The organism is Myxococcus sp. CA040A, from assembly GCF_013336725.1.
Lineage (GTDB): Bacteria > Myxococcota > Myxococcia > Myxococcales > Myxococcaceae > Myxococcus > Myxococcus llanfairpwllgwyngyllgogerychwyrndrobwllllantysiliogogogochensis.
In genome coordinates, this window is the sequence record NZ_JABUMR010000009.1 from 16,343 (window position 1) to 31,659 (window position 15,317).

Consider the following 15,317-nt stretch of genomic DNA (forward strand, 5'->3'; position numbering starts at 1 on the left):
TGCGAGAAAGGAGACGCGCGGACAGCGAGGCGTGGGACATCCCTTCCATGCGCTTCCGTGTCACAGCCCCCAGGTGCAACCCAGCAGCAGTTGTGGCACGAGTTGCGTGCGGAGCTTTTCATCCTCGCGCATCAACGCGAGATGGCCGCCCAGCCGGGCGAAGAGGCCCGTGCGCGCCCCCACCGGCACCTCCGCGGAGAGCGAGGCGAACGCGGCTGCTCCCGCGCCCGTGCGTGTCCGCCGCGCGGGCAGCCCCAGCTCCCGGCGTCGCTCCGCATCCGGGCTCGTCGCGCGTTGGACCAGGCCCAGCACGCCGAGGCCCGCATGGGCTCCGGCCCAGACACGTCCCACGGAGCCCGCCACGCCCAGGCCACTCCACAGCCCCAACTCCAACTGCTCCAGGTCCTGCGCGGGGGTTGAGCCCCGGGTGGCTCCCAGCGTGAGTCCTCCAAGGAAGGACACGCCCAGGCCTCCCGTGCCCTCGCGCGCGAGCAGCACGCCCACCTGCGGCCCCCATCCGCCCAACTGCGTCGAGGAGCGGCCCGCGCCCAGCGCCGCTTGAAGTCGCCAGGAGCTGGCCTCCAGGAGTTCGCCCTTGCGCTGGTGCAGGGCCAGGGTGCGCACCTCCAGGGACTCGGGATTCAAGCGCTGCCTCTCGCCCCAGGGCAGGTACACCTTGCCGTAGAGCACCTGCGAGCCACGCCGCACCTGCACGCGGTAGCGCCCCGAAGGCAGGGCGATGCTCACCGGGTCCTCCGCCCGCGGCTCCACCTCCGCCATCACCTGCAACGTGCGCTCGTCCACGAGCACGACGCTGTCCCCCACCAAGGGAGGAAGTTCGAGGTGCGCGTGGGCTCGCGAGAGCGTGGTGAGGAACAGGTCCCCTTCTCCCGCGAGCTGGCTGGACAGCTCCGGGTGCTGCACCGCCGCCGTGGAGCCATGGGAGCCCGCGAGCGTGCGGTGGTAGACGTGGCCATACGCTTCCGTGAGGGTGACGCGGCCGTCCGCGTCCACATCCGCCGCGCCCCGCAGGCCCGAAATCAGGTGGTGCGTGAAGAACGAGCCCCGGAGGCTGTCCGACTCCTGCGCGACCTCGTGTGCGCCGGCGGAGGCGATGAACACGCGGCCCTCCGGCCCCACCTGTCGGAGGAAGGAGACATCGAAGGCGGGCGCGGACTTGAGGCCCTTGGACCGGCCGCGCACGAGCGCGCCACTGTGACAGGCGTCCAGCATGGCGATGGTGACGGTGGCCGGGACTTCGGCGAGCAGCCGTTGCAGCTCCGCGAGCGGAAGCGCCTCCCCACCCATGCGCAGCGCGGCCTCGTCTCCATGGCCTGAGTAGAAGAAGAACAGCAGCGTGCGCTCCCCGGCGCGTCGAGCCTCCTCGATGCGGCCTCGCATCCGCGCCAGTCCCAGCCGGAGATTCGAAACCGACTCACCGCGCAGGAGGATGCGGCGGTCCTCGGGCACGCCGCCAAGCTGGCCGAAGACCGCGTCCATGCGTTCGGCGTCCTGCTGGGCCCAGCGCAGGGGCTCATCCGTGTCCCGGCCCAGGTTGTGTCCCACGCTGATGGAGAACCGGTTCTCCGCGCTCGCGACAGAGGCGGCGAGGAGGACGAGCAGGCCTCCGAGCGCGCGCGCGGCCCTGGCGCTCAAGGCAGCTCCTTGGGCAGCGTGCGCACGGCGTGGCGGGTGCCGGGCAGTGGCGTGAGTGACGGGGGGAAGTCCGCCTCTCGCGCCGCCTGCTCCAGCCAGCGATGGATGGCCTCTGGCGACGGTGCATCACGGGCGTCGGCCGCGAGCACCACCACCAGCGCCTCCTGCTCGGGGGCGTCATCCAGCTCCAGGCTCCCGGGCAACACCCACCGCCCCGGCACCATGGACAACGTGCCCCCCGTGGCCGGAAAACCCTGGAGCGGAGTGACGCGGCCACGCTCACTCACCGCCAGCACATAGAGCGCGCCCCCTTCCACGTCCTCCACCTCCACGCGCACCCTGTCGCCGGAACGCAGCACCGCGCCGGGCCCCTGCTCGAAGACGACCTCGCCTCGCTTGACGAGCACCCGCGCGGTGAGGCCACCGCGCACGTGCACCCGCTCCACCTCCTGGAGCGAATGAAGCCGTGGCAGCACCGCCGCCAGCACCACGCCGAGCACCAGCACGGGCTGGCTCCAGCGCCAGAGCATCCGCCAGCGGCTCGGACGAGGCAGCTCCAGACGCGCGCGCACCGGCCCGAAGGGACGCACGAGGGCAAAGGCCGCCTTCTCCGCCCGTCGCTCGCGCAGGTGCGCGGCCAGCGCGGGCGAGGCCCTGGCCGCCTCCTCCACGTGACGAGCCTCTTCCGAAGAGAGTTCGTCACACAGGTAGCGCTCCACCAGGAGGTCCGGCACGCCCGGAAAGTGAGGAATGGATGAGGTGCTCATGTGGAGACCGCTCCCTTTCGCGGCTCAGGACGGGGGGCGACTTCCAGCAGCCGCCGTGCGGTGTCGAAGAAGGCCTGGAGCTTGCGCTGCACCGTTTTGCGCGAGACGTCGAGCAGCGTGGCGATCTGCTCCTGCTCCAGCTCGTCGATGAAGCGGTGGGCCACGATGCGCTGGACGTCCTCCGGACAGTGGGCGAGGACGCGTCTCACCAGGTCCGCATCCACCAGGAGCCGCTCCAGCGTGGCCTCTGGGGACGCGTGGGCGTCCGGAAGCGGAGCCAGTCGCGTCAGCGCGCTGGTGACCTCCGTGCGGCGGCGACGCAGCACCGAGAAGCACTGTCGGTCCGCCACGGTGAGCAACCACGACAAGGCAGAGCCGGCGGCGCGGAGCTGCGTCAGGTTCGCGTGGGCGCGCAGGAACACCTCCTGCGTCGAGTCCCAGGCCAGCGCGTCGTCGCCAAGCAAGCGCAGGCAACGCCGGTGCACGGCCTCACCGTAGCGACGGTAGTAGCCCTCGGTCTGCTCGACCTCATTCACTGGCTCGCGCACGCAAGGACCTCACCCTGGGCCGACACCTGCCCCCACAGTCAGTCTCGCCCGGCGCGGGCGTCGGGGGAGGCTCGACCCACGAAGCGAGACGCATGACCCTCATTCCGTGGGACATTTCCCGAGCCCATTCTTCTCGGCTTGACGGGAAGCAGACGGCTCGTTCCAGGCGGGCGGGCCTCACCGGCCACCCTCGGCGGAATCCTCCATGACCCGGTATGCCAATACGCAGGTGATGTGCGCCGCGCTGACGGCGGTGCGCGACTCGGAGCGCACATGGGCCGCGTATCTGGATGCGCGGCTTACGGCACGGACGGGCGCGGCGTGCAGGCAAGAGGCGCCACCGAGCGACGGAGCGGCGGCGCCGTAGTGCTCCGGGGCTCCGTTTTGGCGGGAGCGCCCCAATCGCCGTTACGGCTCGTCGAGCGCGTCCAACTGCACCTGGGCAAGCTCGCGGTAGAATGGAACAACCTCAACATCAAGCAGTTCCAGAAGCGGTGCACGCGCGGCGTCAAGGTCGCCTTCCTCCTGGCGCTTGTCCACTTCGGCAAGAGCGCGCGACAGGCGCCACGAGCCCACGCGAATGCGCTTCGCAATCTCCTTGAGCAGAGCGGCGGCACTCGCGTCGCCCTGGAGGGCCTGGGAGACCTCCTGCGGCGCGATAGCCACCTCGGAGGCCGTGCCAATCAAGAGCGCTCGGATTTCATCCGTGAGGGCGAAGGGCTCCCCGAGGTCGATGACGCGGCGATTCAGTTCCCTGATTTCGTTCCAAGTTCTATGGTCCGGCATCGGAAGCCCCTAGCGTTTACTCTGGCTGCACAGTTCGTAAGGCCATTGGTGTTGGCCTTCGCAGTTGCGTAGGCAGTCATAGCAAGGCCCCACCCATCGCGGCTTCTTCTGGCTCTTGCACCGCACATAGTTGTCGATGCAGTGCTGTCGCCATCCTTCATCGGGGTCGTCGCCTTCGCTCGACGTGGCCAGCACTGACGTGGCCGTCGCGGCAGCCGCGAGGATGATGGCAGCTTCCGCATCGGTGAAACCGCACGCAGCCGGGTTGCCCGGATGTGACTGCAGGCAACACGTCTCGCTGTCCATGCAGCGCCCCCCAGGGGTGGCGCATTGCAGCGAGAGCGCGGCGACGAATGCGGTGAACCCGATGGATTGCACGTTTGTCATGGTGAGCAATTTATCCACCAGGAGTGACGTCAATGCGTTGGACGTGATGCCGCGCTGACGGACGCATGCAAGGTACGGCATCAAGCGCGGCGCCACTGGTACGCATCCAGCACACCGTCGGTCCGGGACGCCAAGGTGCGTCCTGCGGCACCCGGTTGACGGCCGAACCCCAGGCAAGGATTCCAACTGATAATGCAATACCCCTCGGAGTCACGTCCGGGGCCGCGCTTTCAGGCAGCGCTCCGAAAGCAGTCCAGTCTGAGGCCTACCCCGCGCGCGTGCGTGAGCGCGCCGGGGCCGCCCGGCGAAGGTAGCGGTCCAGCAGGCACACCACCTCGCTGGCGAAGTCAGGCCGGTCCAGCAGCTCCTGCCTCGAAGTGGCCGCCTCGTGAATCACCGCGTGCAGCGTCACCCGGACGAAGAAGGCCGCGAGCGGCAGGTCCGTCACGTTGCGCACGAACGGCGCCAGCACCTCCCTCCAGAACCGGTCCACCTGCGCATCCGGCACCTCCGAGGGAGCCCGGGCCGAGCGCGGCAGCTCCTCGGAGAAGATTCGGTGCAGCTCCGGCGCAACACGGTGCTCGGCGATGGCCCCCTCCACCACGAGCTCGAGCACGCGCGGAAGCGTCTTCTGCGCCCGCAGCGCGGAGATGGCCCCCTGCATCCCCTCCCGTGACTTCGCGACATGTCGCCGCTGGAGCTCCACCACGATGGCTTCCTTGTTGGGGAAGTACTGGTAGAGCGAGGCGATGTTCACCCCGGCCCGCTCCGCCACGCGGTTGGTGGTGAAGCCCTCCCAGCCCTCGCGGACCAGAATGTAAGTCGCCGCTTGCAAAATCGCGTCGACCGTCGCGACGGAGCGGTCCTGCTTCGGCTGTTTGCGGGGAGAGGTCCTGGGCTTTCGCGCGGCCATCGCTGGGTCCTGAATGCAAGTTGTGAATCCAAGCTCCAACTTACATTCTTGACACATGACAGACCAGACCCACACCGAGCCTCGCTGGAGCCACTTCTGCGAGGTCAACGAGCACCGCCGCGCCATCCGCGATTTCGATGGAGCCCCCCTCCCGGACGAAGACGTGCGCGCGGTGTTGCAGGCCGCGCTGCTGGCACCGTCGAGCGGCAACCTCCAGCCCTATGAGCTGCACTGGCTGCGGGACACGGACCTGAAGCAGCGCGTGGCGGAGGCCTGCCACGCCCAACGCGCGGCCCGGTCCGCGTCGACGCTGGTCGTCGTCGCCGCCAGCAGGAGCATCGGCCTCAGGACAGCGGCGCGGCAGCTCGAGCACGTCGAACACGCCACGGACATGGATGCCCGGTCCAGGACCTACCACCTGGGTCAGGTCCGCAAATTCACGCGCTTCCTGAAGCTGGCCCCGCTGCTGCTCTGGACGCCGATGCGCGCCCTGCTGTCGCTGCTGAATCCCGTGCACTCGCTCCTGCCCATCGGCACGACGGGCATGCGCAACTGGGCGGCGCGCAGCGGCATCTACGCGGCCCAGACACTCATGCTGGCCGCATCCGCGCGCGGCCTGGACTCGTGCCCCATGGAAGGCTTCGACGCCCCCAAGGTCGCCAAGGCGCTGGGGCTGCCGCGCGGCACGGTGATTCCGATTGTCATCGCCCTGGGCCATCGCAGCGCGGACGCACGCCTGGAGCCGCGCTGGCGCCGGGCGCTCACGGACGCGGTCATCGAGCACTGAAGCTGTCCCGCCGCGTCCTCCGCGAGCAGGCGGGGCACCGGGCCTCGCCCTTCCGTCGCTCCTAGCTTCAAGAAGAGACGCTGGAGGTGCGTCATGCCCAATCCCCACACCCTGTTGAGCAGCCCGGAGCTGATTGCCCGGCACATCATCGAATACGGCGCCACGGTGGACGAGCAGCCACTGGAGGCGACGGCCCTTCCCAGAGGCCCCCTGCCCGCCGAGGTGGCCCTGGGGCTGACCTGGCCCACGGGCCTGGAGCCGCGTCCCCGACGACTGCCGACCACACCCGACCCCGGCGCCGCGCTTCCGCAGGCCGACTACCTGGTCGTCACGTGGACGGTCGCCGAAGTGGAGGCCCTGGCGGACACCCTCACCCCGGGCGTGCGGCGCACCGCCTGGTACCCATACGACAGGAACTTCCAGAGCCACTACCAGCCGCTCATCCGCAAGTCGGCGCCCGCCCAGCGCGTGCAGCGACTGGGAAGCTGGTTCCTCACCGACATCGGTGGCCGGAGCGTGCTGTGCTTCAAGTCGGAGCTGCACCTCAACCAGGACGGCGTGCGCACCGGCGTCGGCACCGCGACGCTGCCGGTGAAGGACCTGTTCCACCAACTGCTGCGGGAGGTGAAGCCTCGCATGGCCATCACCGTGGGAACCGCCGGAGCGACGTTCGCGGACCACGAACTGGGCGACGTCATCGTCACCCGCGCCGCCCGCTTCCGACTCTCCCAGGAGTTCCGCAACGAACCCTTCAACGACAAGACCTATCGCTGCGAGATGGACGTCCCCACCCGCTTCTTCGACGACGCGGAGCGACTGATGGCCCAGCACGCGCCACAGCTCGGCGAGCCGGACTTCGGGCCGCCCACCAAGCGCTACGCCTTCGACGGACCCTTGCTCCAGGGCCCCCGCAACACCCCCGACATCAAGCTCGATGGCAGGGACCTGCCCGCCTTCCACCCCATCCTCACCACGGACTTCTTCGAGTTCGGCACCTCGCGAAACGGCCTGGAAGCCGTTGGCGCGGGTGTGGAGATGGGGGACGCGGTGCTCGGCATGGTGGCGGAGGAACTGGGTAACACCGCACCCCTGTGGCTCGTCATCCGCAACGCCTCCGACCCTCAAATCAACGGAGACCTGCCGGATGCGCCCAGCCGGCTCGACATGCAGGCGCACTGGGCCGTCTGGTACTACGAGGCCTACGGATACTGGACCAGCGTCAACAGCGCGCTCGCCACCTGGGCGGTCATCGCCGGGCAGACAGCCCCCGGGGTGCGACACTGAAGGCAGTCCATCTCCCGAGATGACCTGGCGCGTAGGGCGGTAAGCTCCCCGCCCTATCTGCCTGGAGGCATCGAATGAAGGTCGGGACGTGGCTGGCCGCGCTGGGAGTCGTCTTCGCCGGCCTGGGCTGTGGTGGGTCCGATGGTGTGAACGGCGCGCAGGGCGGCCAGGGACTCCCGGGGCCCCAAGGCGCCGCGGGGCCTCAAGGCGTCGCGGGACCCCAGGGCGTCGCGGGGCCTCAAGGTCCCATTGGCCCCGTGGGCCCATCCTGGCAGGTGGGGACAGGGTTGGAGCTGAAGGACGATGTCCTGAGCCTCCGGTACGGAGACGAAGCCACCGCCCCCGTGCCGAGCAGCGACCCGCGCCTCACCGATGCGCGCCAGCCCCTGCCGGGCAGCACCAACTACATCCAGAATGGCGTCCTCGCCCAGGACGCCTCCTTCTCGCTGTCGGGCACGGGCACCACGCGCGGGCGGATGACGACACGCTCCGACCTGCTCGTCGATGCGGCGACGGCCATCGCCACGCCCACGTCCCTCTTGAAGCTCCAGAACACGACGTCGGACGGCGTGAGTTGGACCGCGTTCCCCCTCTTCACCGTGGACTCCGCCGGTGGGCTGCTGGTGCGAGGCGAGCAGGGCCAGGGCAAGCTCCCCATGACGGGCAAGGGAGCTCGCCTCATGTGGGCGCCCCACAAGGGAGCCTTCCGCGCGGGCAACGCCGACACCCAGTGGGATGAGAGCGGCGTCGGATTGTTCTCCTGGGCGGGCGGCACCCTCTCCACCGCCAGCGGCAGAGCATCATTCGCCATGGGTGAGAGCTGCATCGCGAGCGGCGAGACCTCGACGTGCCTGGGCAAGTCCAGCAGTGCCAATGGGGCCAGCAGCGTGGCCCTGGGCCTTTCGAACAGCTCAAGCGGCCTTGGGGCCTTCTCCGGGGGACTCTTGAACGTCGCCTTCGGCCAGGGCGCCGTGGCCCTGGGCTCGGGCGTCACGGCGAACGCCGACTACAGCATCGCCCTCGGTCAAGCGGCGTCGACGAACGGCTACACTGGCTCGTTCATCTGGGGAGACCAGTCGACGGTCGCCGTCATCAACAACACCGCCAAAAACCAGTTCATGGTGCGCGCCGCGGGTGGCATCCGCCTGCGCGTCACCGCGGACGCCAGCGCGGGTTGCGACCTGGCGCCGGGCGGCGGCGACTTCACCTGTACGTCGGACCGGAACCAGAAGGAGGGCTTCCGGAACGTCGACGGCGAGCAACTGCTGGCGAAGGTCTCCGAGCTGCCCATCTCGACCTGGCGCTACAAGCAGGAGCAGTCCGATGTGCGGCATCTGGGCCCCATGGCACAGGACTTCCGGGCGGCCTTCGGCCTGGGCGCGGACGACACGAGCATCGGCATGCTCGATATTGGCGGCGTGAATCTGGCCGCCATCAAGGCGCTGGAGGTCCGCACGCGGGAGCTGCGCGAGAAGACCGCCGAGGTCGACACCCTCAAGGCCGAGCTGGCCGAGCTGAAGCGCGGTCTGTCGCGCCTGGAAGCCGCCGTCCACGCACAGGCCGCGCGCCCGTAGCCATCCGGACTTGCGCCACGGCACGCGGACCTGGAGCCGTCCGCGCCGTGGCACCCGCGCTCCACCACCGCTGGAGCGATGAAGGGCCTCCCGACTCCATGGAGGGAGCACGGGAGGCCCTGTTCAACCCCGGCGTCGTGATGCCGGGCCTACTCGGACTCGGGGGCTTCGGTCCGCGCGGGAGGCTCGGGCGCGTCGGCCACGTCCTCCAGCCGGTCCGCTGGAGGCAGCGGAGGCCGAACCCTCAGGCTCTCCGGCATGTGGGCCGGGTCATCCACGGGTCCAGGCACCGTCTCCATCGGCTCCAGCTTCTGGGCCTGGGACGACGTGCGCACCGCCGGCTGCGACTTCGTCACCGTGAGGGTGTCGCGCACCGTGCCCGTGGAGGTGATGAGCCGCGCCGTCAGCGTGCCGCCGTCCACCACCACGTCCATGAAGCCATACACCTGGTTGTCGCGCAGGGCCGTCCACGAGGGCTGGCTGCCCGCGAAGGGACGCAGCGTCGCGCCGCCGCTGCCCACCACGACATAGGGAATGCCACGCGTGCCCGACGGCGCCACGGCGTCTCCCTTCATCGGCTTGCTGCGCTCGTAGTTGTGGTCATGCCCGGTGAGCACCAGGTCCACGCCGTACTTCTCGAAGAGCGGGCCGTACGTGCGGCGCATGGTGAGCTGCGAGCCGTGCTCTCCGCTGGACCAGGGCGGGTGGTGGAAGAAGACGACCTTCCACGGCAGCGCGCTGGCCGCCAGGTCCTGCTCGGCCCACGTCTTCTGCGCCGCCGCCGAGCACCGGTCCGAAGACGCCATGCCGATGGCGCAGTTGGAGTCGAGCGCGGTGAAGTGCACGTTGCCCCAGTCGAACGAGTAGTAGCGCTCGCTCTTCGCCGGGTTGTTGGTGGGCAGGTAGAAGTTGTCCAGGTAGGGCTGCCCCTGGTTCGTCACGTACTCGTGATTGCCCAGTGAGGGGAACACCGGCACCTCGCGCAGCAGGGCCCCCATGGGCTTGAACATCCGGTCCTGGAACTCCTGCTCGGTACCAGAGGAGTAGGCGTTGTCCCCCAGCGCGACGAGGAACTCTCCGCGCCACTCCGGCTTGTTCATCATCGCCATCACCTTCGACTGCGCGGAGCCGCCCGTGCCGAAGTCACCCATCGTGGTGAAGCGCACGCGCCGCGTCCCCGGCGCCGAGGCCGTGCGGAACGTCCGCAGCCCCGTGACGGAGCCACACGCCTCCACGCTGTAGCCATACGCGCGGCCCGGCTGCAGGCCCTCCAGCTTCACCGCGTGACGCCAGCCCGCGACGGTGGCCGTCGCCGTGCGCGCCGGCAACGTGCCCTCGCCGAAGCGGACGAAGGGCGTGCAGGACACGCCGGAGCGAAACACGACGATGGCGCTCGTGGGCCCCACGCTCTGGAGATACGGCAGGCGCGGCAACACCGGCCCGGAGTCCGCGGTGGGCGCGGGCGGCGCGGTCTGCTCACCACACGCGCGCGTCTCCGCGATGGAGGCCCAGTCATTCACCGTGTTGCCATTCACGGTGATGCGCACGTAGCGGGCCTTGCGCGCGCTGAACGCATACGTCTGCGCCTGGTTGTTCAACGCGCTGTCGGCCGCATATGCCTGGGTGAAGGTGGCGCCGTCCTCGGACGTGGAGAGGACGAAGTGGTTCTGTCGCTCATTGCCCCGGTGCCACGCGACGGTGGTCCCCACCAGCGTCTGGGACTCGCCCAGGTCCATGATGAGGAACGCGCCCTTGCCCGGACCACTCCAGCGCGTGTCCAGGTTGTCGTCCTGCGAGTTGGCCGCGACGCTGCCATCACCGTCGTCACCGCTGGCCGTCACGGAGGCGGTGGTGAGCATGCGGCAGTCGGGCGCCGTCAAGGCGGCCTCGGAGACCTGCGACTCCGTCGCGGGGACTTCGGGTGGAACGACGTCCTGGTCGGCGGACGCGGGGGGCTCGTCGCAGCCAGCAACGGCCGCGAGCAGCACGCCCAGGAAGCATGTGGAGAGATTGCGTCGGTCGCTCATGATGGGAGCCCAAACGGAACCCATCTGGCGACATTCCATTGGAGAACACTCGCCCTTCCCCCCAGGCGGCAGGGCAGCCGAGCGCGAGCCACGGCTGGCAGGGCATGGACAGACGAAGGGCCTCCGCGCGTCCCAGATGCGAGGGAGCGGGGAGGCCCTTGGAAGCCCGCCAGGCGCGGGGGCTGACGCGGTTACTTCACCGCGTCGAGCGCCTGGGACAGGTCATCGATGAGGTCGCGCGAGTCCTCGATGCCGACGGACAGGCGGATGAAGCCATCGGCGATGCCGAGCTTCTCGCGCGTCTCCTTGGGCACGGAGGCGTGGGTCATGATGGCCGGGTGCTCGATGAGGGACTCGACGCCGCCGAGCGACTCCGCGCAGGCGAAGACCTTCACCGTCTTGAGGAAGCGGCGCGCCGCCTCCAGGCCGCCGTGGATGTCGAACGTCAGCATGCCGCCGAAGCCCGTCATCTGCTGGCGCGCGAGCGCGTGCTGCGGATGCGTCTCCAGGCCCGGGTAGGTGACCTTCTTCACCTTGGGGTGCGTGGCCAGGAACTGGGACACCTTCATCGCGTTGTGCGCGTGGCGGTCCATGCGGACATGGAGCGTCTTCACGCCGCGCAGCACGAGGAAGCTGTCGAAGGCGCCGGACACGCCGCCCACCGCGTTCTGGAGGAAGTACATCCGCTCGGCCACGTCCTCGCGGCTGGTGCAGACGAAGCCGCCCACCACGTCGCTGTGTCCGTTGAGGTACTTGGTGGTGGAGTGCGCCACCACGTCGAAGCCGAGGTCCAGCGGGCGCTGGAAGTACGGCGTCATGAACGTGTTGTCGGCGACGGCGAGGATGTTGTGCTTCTTGGCGACCTCGGCGATGCGCGCCAGGTCGATGAGCTTGAGCATCGGATTGGTGGGGGTCTCCACCCACACCATCTTCGTCTTCGGCGTAATCGCCGCCTCGAAGGCTCTCGGGTCGGACAGGTCGACGAAGGAGAAGTTCAGGCCGCAGCGCTTGTAGACCTTGTCGAAGAGGCGGAAGGTGCCTCCGTAGACGTCGTCGGAGACGATGACGTGGTCACCGTGATCCAACATGTGCATCAGCATGTCCGTGCCCGCGAGGCCGGAGGCGAAGGCGGCGCCGTACTTCGCGCCCTCGAGCGCGGCCAGACAGTCCTGGAGCGCCTTGCGGGTGGGGTTCTGCGTCCGGCTGTACTCGTAGCCCTTGTGCTCTCCGGGCCCGTCCTGGACGTAGGTGGAGGTCAGGTAGACGGGGGTCATGATGGCGCCCGTCGTGGGGTCCGGCTCCTGACCGGCATGGATGGCGAGAGTGTCGAAGCGCATGGGCGGGGGAGTAACACAGCCCCCTGGGCCGTGCATCAGCCCCGCTGCCCTACTCGAACGTCCCGTGCCGCCCCGCCCCCTTCGCGAAGCGGGTGGCCCCGGCGATGGACTCCGATTCCAGCACCTTCACGCCCCCCACGAACTCCTGACGCAGCGCTTCTTCCAGGCCCAGGCCCCCCTGGGCGTAGGCCGAAGCCCGGTCCGCGTTCATGCAAGCCTGCGGAAACGCGGCCACTTCCCGGGCGAGCGCTTCGGCCGCCTCGCGTGCCTGCCCGCGGCGCACCACGCGGTTGACCAGTCCCATGGCCAGCGCCTCCTGAGCCGACACGGGGCGTCCGGTGAGGATGAGGTCCATGGCCCGAGACAGGCCGATGAGCCGGGGCAAACGCACGGTGCCGCCGTCGATGAGCGGCACGCCCCAGCGCCGGCAGAAGACGCCCAGCACCGCGTCCTCCTCCGCCACACGCAAGTCGCACCACAACGCCAGCTCCAGGCCACCCGCCACGGCGTGGCCTGAAATCGCCGCGATGACGGGCTTGCTCAGCACCATGCGCGACGGGCCCATGGGGCCGTCCCCGTCGACTTGAAGGCGCGGCATGCGGCCCTCGGAGACGGCCTTGAGGTCCGCGCCCGCGCAGAAGGTGCCGCCGTCGCCGTACAGCACACCCACGCGCGCGTCGGAATCGGCATCAAAGGAGCGGAAGGCGTCAGCCAGGAGCTGGGCGGTGGCGCCGTCCACCGCGTTGCGCACCACGGGCCGCTGGAGGACGACGGTGGTGATGGGGCCGCTCTTCTCGACGCGCACACTCATGGCGCCGAGTCTTCCCTCCCCCAGCACTCGCCGCAATGCCCGCGCGGGGGGCGTGCGCTTCGTCACCTGCCCGCCCGAAGCGGCCTCTCCGAGCTTGTCGTCCGTCCGCGAGTCAGGGATGAGTGGGGCCGAGATGGCTGACCCACAAGATACCCACGGCAACGGCGGCAACGAGACACCCGGGACGACCGAGGCGGCCATGTTCGCCAACCGGCTGCGCAAGGGCGCGAAGCACTTTCGCAAGTGGGCCCAGGCCCGGGGGCTGACGTCGTTCCGCGTCTATGACCGGGACATCCCCGAGTACCCCTTCGCGGTGGATATCTACGGCGACTGCGTCCACGTCACCGAGTACCCGCGCCGACGCGCGCTCAAGTCCGGCACGGCGGAGACGCAGCGCACGGAGGTGCTCGCGGCGGTGACGGAGGTGCTGGAGGTTCCCGCCGAGCGCGTCTTCGTCAAGACGCACACGCCCCAGCCCTGGGGTCGCGCGCAGTACGGCCGCGTGGGCCAGGGCAGTGGACGGCTCGTGGTGGAGGAGCGGGGCCTGAAGTTCTGGGTCAACCTGGGCGACTACCTGGACACCGGCCTCTTCATGGACCATCGCGACACCCGGCAGCGCGTGCGCGAGGAGGCCAGGGGCAAGCGCTTCCTCAACCTCTTCGCGTACACGGGCGCGTTCACCGTGTACGCCGCCGCGGGTGGCGCCGCGAGCACGGTGACGGTGGACCTGTCCAACTCGTACCTGGACTGGGCCGAGGACAACCTGGACCTGAATGGACTGGCGAGCTCGCGCCACGAACTCATCCGCGCGGACGCGAAGGCGTGGGTGGAGGCCCAGGCCCGGGGCCCCGAGCGCTTTGACCTCATCGTCTGCGACCCGCCCTCCTTCTCCACCTCGAAGAAGATGACGGGCTCGTTCAACGTGCAGAGAGACCACCCGCGCCTGCTGGACGCACTCCGGACACTGTTGTCACCCGGAGGCGTCCTCTACTTCTCCAACAACTTCCTCGGCTTCCAGCTCGACGCCAAGGCGACGCGCGGCTGGAAGTCCGTGGAGGAGCTCACACCGGCCTCCATCCCCGAGGACTTCCAGCGCAAGGACATCCACCGCTGCTGGCGGATGGTGGCGCCCTGAGGACGGACCTCAGCGCGCCACCCGTCATGACGGACTACAGCCAGCAGACGTTTTCCTGGCAGCGCTCTCCCGCGGGGCACTCGCAGTTGGCCACGCAGGCCTTGCCGCTCCCTCGGTTGACGGGCTTGCACGCGCCCTCCATGCAGGCCTCTCCCGCCGGGCACTCGCAGTTGGCGCGGCACACCGTGGTGGTGCCCGCATCCTGCGGCGTCGGAGGCGGAGGCGCGCGGCAGTAGTTGTTCGTGCACACCTGACCTGAAGGACAGTCGCAGTTGGCGGCGCAGGCATTGCCCGGGCCCGCGTCGGGCGGAGGAGGCGGCGGCGCGGGAGGACGGCAGTAGCCGCTGGTGCAGACCTGACCGGAGGGGCAGTCGCAGTTCGCCAGGCACGTCTGACCCGGTTCCGGCTCCGTGGAGCGGCACTGGCCGTTCGTGCAGACCTGGCCCGAGGGGCACTCGCAGTTGGCGCGGCACTCACCGCCGTGGGGAATGGGCAGGCAGTAGCCAATCTGGCAGGACTGGTCCGCGGGGCACTGCGTGGTGGACTCGCACTGCGCACGGCACTGGCCGTCCACGCAGTCCTTGCCACCCGAGCAATCCGCCGCCGTGCGGCACGCGTTCGGGTCCGGCGGACGCGGGCGGCACACGCCGAAGACACACGCCTCGGTGCTGGAGCACTGCCCATCCGTCGCGCAGCCGCGGTGACACTGGTTGTTGATGCAGTAGTTCCCCGTGCCGCAGTCCGCGTTCACCTGGCACACGGGCCCCGGACCCGCATCCATCGGAGGATGCCCCCCGTCGGGAGGACCCGCGTCGGGACGACCGCCGCCATCCGGGCGAGGACCACCGTCGGGCTTCGGGCCGGAATCGGGAGTGCCGCCGTCACGCGGCGGCCGCGAACTACTCGGGGTGCAGAAGCCGTCCTCGCACCTGCCACCGGAGGAGCACTCGGCGGTGCGGGTGCAGGGCTGATTGCAGACGGAGTTGATGCAGATCTCCGTGCCGGGGCATTCGAGCGTGGAGGTACACCGATCCGCGTTGGGCCCCAGGTCGCGACAGTAGCCCGCACGGCAGTACTGGTCGGCGTCACAGTCGGCGTTGGTGGCGCAGTAGCAGAGTTCCTCGTCGTCCAGCCAACTGTCATCGTTCTCGTGGATGATGCAGCCAGAGAATGCGAACAACACGAGGAGCGGCGCCAGCAGGCCGCGTGCGGGGTGGTGCCTCATGAGCGGGGACTCCATGCTTCGGGGAACCGGTCCGGCCACCGGGTGGGTTGTCCGGTTTCACCCGCGTTCGACTCCAAGGC

General features: G+C 69.5%; 15 protein-coding genes. 5 read left to right on the forward strand and 10 right to left on the reverse strand.

Going from position 1 to position 15,317, the window contains the following annotated elements:
• Window positions 1-60: 60 nt before the first annotated feature.
• The 3 genes from HUA75_RS35590 to HUA75_RS35600 are packed head-to-tail and all read right to left on the reverse strand — an operon-like array spanning window position 61 to window position 2,971.
• Window positions 61-1,656: a caspase family protein gene (locus tag HUA75_RS35590; protein ID WP_174488949.1), complete on the reverse strand. Its 1,596-nt coding sequence runs from the start codon at window positions 1,654-1,656 to the stop codon at window positions 61-63.
• Entirely contained in the window at window positions 1,653-2,423 is a 771-nt protein-coding gene (locus HUA75_RS35595) for a hypothetical protein (protein WP_174488950.1), read from the reverse strand. Before HUA75_RS35595 ends, HUA75_RS35590 begins: the two co-directional genes overlap by 4 nt.
• Window positions 2,420-2,971, reverse strand: a complete 552-nt coding sequence (locus HUA75_RS35600) for an RNA polymerase sigma factor (RefSeq protein WP_174488951.1) — start codon at window positions 2,969-2,971, stop codon at window positions 2,420-2,422. Before HUA75_RS35600 ends, HUA75_RS35595 begins: the two co-directional genes overlap by 4 nt.
• A 205-nt stretch (window positions 2,972-3,176) precedes the next feature.
• Between HUA75_RS35600 and HUA75_RS35605 the strand changes: the two genes are divergently transcribed.
• The gene (locus HUA75_RS35605; RefSeq protein WP_174488952.1) at window positions 3,177-3,338 is read left to right on the forward strand and encodes a hypothetical protein; all 162 of its coding nucleotides are present in this window, start codon (window positions 3,177-3,179) and stop codon (window positions 3,336-3,338) included.
• Window positions 3,339-3,379: 41 nt separating this feature from the next.
• Here the strand turns inward: HUA75_RS35605 and HUA75_RS35610 are convergent, their stop codons facing one another.
• The 3 genes from HUA75_RS35610 to HUA75_RS35620 all read right to left on the reverse strand — a co-directional run bounded on the left by HUA75_RS35610 (window position 3,380) and on the right by HUA75_RS35620 (window position 5,057).
• On the reverse strand, window positions 3,380-3,757 hold the full coding sequence (locus HUA75_RS35610) for a DUSAM domain-containing protein (protein ID WP_174464160.1): 378 nt from the start codon (window positions 3,755-3,757) through the stop codon (window positions 3,380-3,382).
• A 9-nt stretch (window positions 3,758-3,766) separates the two neighbouring features.
• Window positions 3,767-4,240 carry a hypothetical protein gene (locus tag HUA75_RS35615; RefSeq protein WP_217446436.1) on the reverse strand — a complete coding sequence of 158 codons (474 nt, stop codon included), beginning with the start codon at window positions 4,238-4,240 and terminating at the stop codon, window positions 3,767-3,769.
• A gap of 169 nt (window positions 4,241-4,409) precedes the next feature.
• A complete protein-coding gene (locus HUA75_RS35620) occupies window positions 4,410-5,057 on the reverse strand; it encodes a TetR/AcrR family transcriptional regulator (protein WP_174488953.1) in 648 nt (215 codons plus the stop codon).
• Window positions 5,058-5,112: 55 nt separating this feature from the next.
• Here HUA75_RS35620 and HUA75_RS35625 point away from each other — a divergent pair, with 55 nt between their 5' ends.
• From HUA75_RS35625 to HUA75_RS35635, 3 genes are all read left to right on the forward strand, one after another.
• On the forward strand, window positions 5,113-5,844 hold the full coding sequence (locus tag HUA75_RS35625; RefSeq protein ID WP_174488954.1) for a nitroreductase family protein: 732 nt from the start codon (window positions 5,113-5,115) through the stop codon (window positions 5,842-5,844).
• Between the two features lie 93 nt (window positions 5,845-5,937).
• Window positions 5,938-7,128, forward strand: a complete 1,191-nt coding sequence (locus HUA75_RS35630; protein WP_174488955.1) for a hypothetical protein — start codon at window positions 5,938-5,940, stop codon at window positions 7,126-7,128.
• 74 nt (window positions 7,129-7,202) lie between these two features.
• A complete protein-coding gene (locus HUA75_RS35635) occupies window positions 7,203-8,702 on the forward strand; it encodes a tail fiber domain-containing protein (RefSeq protein WP_174488956.1) in 1,500 nt (499 codons plus the stop codon).
• Between the two features lie 149 nt (window positions 8,703-8,851).
• On the opposite strand, the gene HUA75_RS35640 is transcribed toward HUA75_RS35635, so the two are convergent.
• From HUA75_RS35640 to HUA75_RS35650, 3 genes are all read right to left on the reverse strand, one after another.
• Window positions 8,852-10,729, reverse strand: a complete 1,878-nt coding sequence (locus HUA75_RS35640; RefSeq protein WP_174488957.1) for a metallophosphoesterase — start codon at window positions 10,727-10,729, stop codon at window positions 8,852-8,854.
• A gap of 191 nt (window positions 10,730-10,920) precedes the next feature.
• Window positions 10,921-12,066 carry a cystathionine gamma-synthase gene (locus HUA75_RS35645; protein WP_141642414.1) on the reverse strand — a complete coding sequence of 382 codons (1,146 nt, stop codon included), beginning with the start codon at window positions 12,064-12,066 and terminating at the stop codon, window positions 10,921-10,923.
• Between the two features lie 49 nt (window positions 12,067-12,115).
• Window positions 12,116-12,877, reverse strand: a complete 762-nt coding sequence (locus HUA75_RS35650) for a crotonase/enoyl-CoA hydratase family protein (protein WP_174488958.1) — start codon at window positions 12,875-12,877, stop codon at window positions 12,116-12,118.
• 133 nt (window positions 12,878-13,010) lie between these two features.
• Between HUA75_RS35650 and HUA75_RS35655 the strand changes: the two genes are divergently transcribed.
• The gene (locus HUA75_RS35655; protein WP_141642416.1) at window positions 13,011-14,012 is read left to right on the forward strand and encodes a class I SAM-dependent methyltransferase; all 1,002 of its coding nucleotides are present in this window, start codon (window positions 13,011-13,013) and stop codon (window positions 14,010-14,012) included.
• Window positions 14,013-14,046: 34 nt separating this feature from the next.
• Here HUA75_RS35655 and HUA75_RS35660 read toward each other — a convergent pair whose 3' ends face one another.
• Window positions 14,047-15,237 (reverse strand): hypothetical protein, encoded by a 1,191-nt coding sequence (locus tag HUA75_RS35660; protein WP_174464168.1) that lies wholly within the window; start codon window positions 15,235-15,237, stop codon window positions 14,047-14,049.
• Window positions 15,238-15,317: the final 80 nt, after the last annotated feature.